Genomic DNA, 677 nt, shown 5'->3' on the forward strand with positions numbered 1-677 from the left:
CGCAGACGGGGCCATCGCCTATACGGTTAGCGGATTTTCTGGGACTTATAGTTATACGGTTACGGGGCCCACGGCCATAGCGCCCCAGAGCGGAATAAGCACGGACCCTTTGAATTTTAGCGGACTCTTGGCAGGGGACTATACTATTACCGTTACGGACGATACTACTAATTGTACAGATACGGCCACGGTTACGGTGAACGAACCAGCTACGTCACTGGCCTTTACTTTTACTTTGAACCCTAAGACCTGTAATGCAGATGGATCGGTGATGATCACTGCTTCCGATGGCTGGGGAGGATATACCTATGAGTTGGTACAACCCGATGCGACGGTCCTAGGTCCACAAGCCAATAATTTCTTTTCAGGTTTAAGTGTAGACGGCACCTATACCATCCGCGTTACGGATGGAGGTGGTTGTACGGTAACGGACACTTTTGATATTAATCCGCCCACCAATCCAGTTGCTAGTATTGATTTTGCAGCCTCCACATTATGTTTTACCTCTTCAGGTTTGGCTACCATTGTCGTTGATGCCAGCTTGGGTGCAGCTCCATATTACTATAGTATAAATGGAGGTCCTACCCAAACTTCGGATACTTTTGCAGATTTAACTCCGGCTATATACGATTTTACCGTTACCGATAGCAATGGATGTACAGGTACGGTTCAATTTG

At 47.3% G+C, this 677-nt stretch carries 1 protein-coding gene; it reads left to right on the forward strand.

Annotated features, from left to right (window positions below; genetic code table 11):
• Positions 1-677, forward strand: a 677-nt coding sequence (locus F1E73_RS17735) for a hypothetical protein (protein WP_191089069.1), incomplete at both ends; no start/stop codon positions are given.

The organism is Arenibacter lacus, assembly GCF_008711145.1.
GTDB classification, from domain to species: Bacteria; Bacteroidota; Bacteroidia; order Flavobacteriales; family Flavobacteriaceae; genus Arenibacter; species Arenibacter amylolyticus.